At 62.0% G+C, this 1,966-nt stretch carries 3 protein-coding genes; 2 read left to right on the forward strand and 1 reads right to left on the reverse strand.

Going from position 1 to position 1,966, the window contains the following annotated elements; genetic code table 11:
* Positions 1–422 precede the first annotated feature (422 nt).
* Positions 423–602, forward strand: coding sequence for a CsbD family protein (locus tag IV091_RS14765; RefSeq protein WP_293470017.1), 180 nt, complete (start codon positions 423–425; stop codon positions 600–602).
* A 114-nt stretch (positions 603–716) separates the two neighbouring features.
* On the opposite strand, the gene IV091_RS14770 is transcribed toward IV091_RS14765, so the two are convergent.
* Positions 717–1,352, reverse strand: coding sequence for a class I SAM-dependent methyltransferase (locus IV091_RS14770; RefSeq protein ID WP_293470018.1), 636 nt, complete (start codon positions 1,350–1,352; stop codon positions 717–719).
* 110 nt (positions 1,353–1,462) lie between these two features.
* Between IV091_RS14770 and IV091_RS14775 the strand changes: the two genes are divergently transcribed.
* On the forward strand, positions 1,463–1,966 hold a 504-nt coding region (locus IV091_RS14775), incomplete at its 3' end, for a flavin reductase family protein (protein WP_293470019.1).

A 1,966-nucleotide genomic window follows, 5' to 3' on the forward strand; every position in this document is an offset into this window, starting at 1 on the left:
TTTTGCTCCAGCCGCTCGGCCAGCCGGCGCTCGCCGCTGGTCATGCGCGATGCGCAGCTGCCCATCGCAGGAATAAGAATCGCCATCCGGGAGTCACCAACCTCTCAATACGTTCGCTAACTTTTTGTAACCACGCATCATGCCGGTGAATGGCGGGCGGGGCCAGCCCGCATTGTTTAAAAAGTGAGCAAAAGGTATTTATTTACGCCAATGAACCTGGTAAATATTTACCAAAATTAATTTGGCCGATGCGGCGGGCTGACAGGCTTTGTCGGGGCTGGCCTACAGACGGCTGGCGGGGCGGCGCTATGGTGGTGGCTGGTCAGCGCGCAACGACAAAACGCTGACTTGCCAGTGCCCCACAAGCCCCCTGTTGTGCCGGAACTGGCGTGACCGAGTCGATTTCACCAGGAGTTTTACGCATGAACAAAGATCAAATCGCTGGCGCTACCAAAGAAGCCGCTGGAAAAGTACAGGAAGCGGCCGGCAAGCTGATCGGCAGCAAGGAGCAGGAAGCCAAGGGCTTGGTCAAGCAGGTTGAAGGCAACACCCAGAAGGCCTACGGCGACGTCAAGGAAATCGTCAAGGACGCGACCAAGTAAGCGTTTTTTTGGCGAGTTGGCTACGCGCCGCGTGCGACATCCAGGCCGCCTGCAGGCAGTTTTTAGACCCGGAAGGGTCTTTTGCCTATGGCCTATGTAATGCCGCTATTCAATTCATCGGCGGCGGGCGACCAGGCCTATCAGCGCGGAGCGTCCGCTGTGGCGGTCGCCTTCGGTCAGTTCTGCCTCGTAGTCGCGCAGGTCTATCAGTTCGAAGTCGGCAAAGGCCTCACGCAGCATGGCTTCTGTGTAGAGGTGCGAAAGCTGCGGCGGCCCGCCGGTCTTGTAGTCGAGTTGCCTGGGCGTGTAGCCCTGCAGCACCAGAACGCCACCGGGTTTGAGGCTGCGCCGGATGTTGGCGAACAGCCGCGCCCGCATGGCGGGGTCGGCAAACTGCACAAAGATGGCGGCCACGCCATCGAAGGCTTGCAGCGGCCACGGGTAGGTGTCGCAGTCGCTCACGCTGAAGTTGACCGACACGCCTTTTTCTGCGGCCAGCCTGCGCGCCTTGGCCACGCCGACGCTGGACACATCAAACGCATCGACTTCCAGGCTCTGGCCGGCCAGCCAGACGCTGTTGCGGCCCTCGCCGTCGGCCACGCACAGCACGCGCTGGCCGGGTTGCCAGACGCTCGCCTGTTCGCTCAGCCAGGCGTTGGGTTCGGTGCCGAAAATATAGGCATCCTGTGCGAAGCGCTGGTTCCAGGTGTCGGCTGCGTCGGAAAAAGGGGTGGGGGGCACAGAGTTCATGGGCAGTCGATGGTTGGTGGGCAGATCATCTTAATACTGGCGGCCTGCGCTGCCAGCCGGTCGACGCGGATTCGGGTATCGTGGGACACCCATTCACAGCGGAGCCGCCCTTGTCAGACGCCATTCATTTTTACGAACCCCGCGACGGCCACCGCCTGCCGCACGACCCGTTCAATGCCATCGTCGGGCCGCGCCCGATTGGCTGGATCTCGACGCGCAACCAGGCGGGCGCGCTGAACCTGGCGCCCTACAGCTTTTTCAACGCCTTCAACTACACGCCGCCCATCGTGGGCTTTGCCAGCATTGGCTACAAGGACACGCTGCGCAACATTGAAGAGACCGGCGAATTTGCCTGGAACCTGGCCACGCGCCCGCTGGCCGAAGCCATGAACCAGACCTGTGCGGCCGTGCCGCCCGAGGTCAGCGAGTTTGAACTGGCGGGGCTGACGCCGGTTGCGTCGCGCCTGATTTCGGTGCCGCGCGTGCTGCAAAGCCCGGTGTCGTTTGAATGCCGCCGCACGCAGATCGTTCAACTGGAAGGCGTGGATGGCGCCAAGGTGCCGACCTGGCTGGTGCTGGGCGAGGTGGTGGCGGTGCACATTGACAAGGCGCTG

This window comes from Polaromonas sp., from assembly GCF_018780625.1.
Taxonomy (GTDB): Bacteria; Pseudomonadota; Gammaproteobacteria; order Burkholderiales; family Burkholderiaceae_C; genus Polaromonas.

Excerpts from the sequence above, each read along its gene's own strand:
- IV091_RS14765 (WP_293470017.1), top strand. The coding sequence starts at position 423 with ATGAACAAAGATCAAATCGCTGGCGCTACCAAAGAAGCCGCTGGAAAA.
- IV091_RS14770 (WP_293470018.1), bottom strand. The coding sequence starts at position 1,352 with ATGAACTCTGTGCCCCCCACCCCTTTTTCCGACGCAGCCGACACCTGG.